At 59.2% G+C, this 260-nt stretch carries 1 protein-coding gene; it reads left to right on the top strand.

The window, feature by feature from the left end:
- Window positions 1–260, top strand: a 260-nt coding sequence (locus tag SB753_RS38645; protein WP_410805360.1) for a recombinase family protein, incomplete at both ends; no start/stop codon positions are given.

The raw sequence follows: 260 nt of genomic DNA, 5'->3' as shown, positions 1-260 counted from the left end.
GCGTCAGCTACCGCCACGGTCAAGCGATTTCGCCAGGAGGGATGGCTGTTCCCGCGCCGCATCCGTCGGGGGATTGGCAAGGGAGATCTGATCTGGGGGCCGTTGGAACATTGTCGCGTCATCCAGATACTGCATAACCCCCGTTATGCGGGCGCCTTTGTATATGGCCGCACACGCGGAGCGTATCGTCCGGGACGTAAGTCCACGGCGCTTAAGGTTGACCGAGAGAATTGGCAGGTGTTAATTCAGAAGGCTCATCC

The sequence above is a fragment of the Paraburkholderia sp. SIMBA_053 genome, assembly GCF_046534895.1.
Lineage (GTDB): Bacteria > Pseudomonadota > Gammaproteobacteria > Burkholderiales > Burkholderiaceae > Paraburkholderia > Paraburkholderia caledonica.
This window is presented reverse-complemented; position numbering and strand designations above follow the sequence as displayed.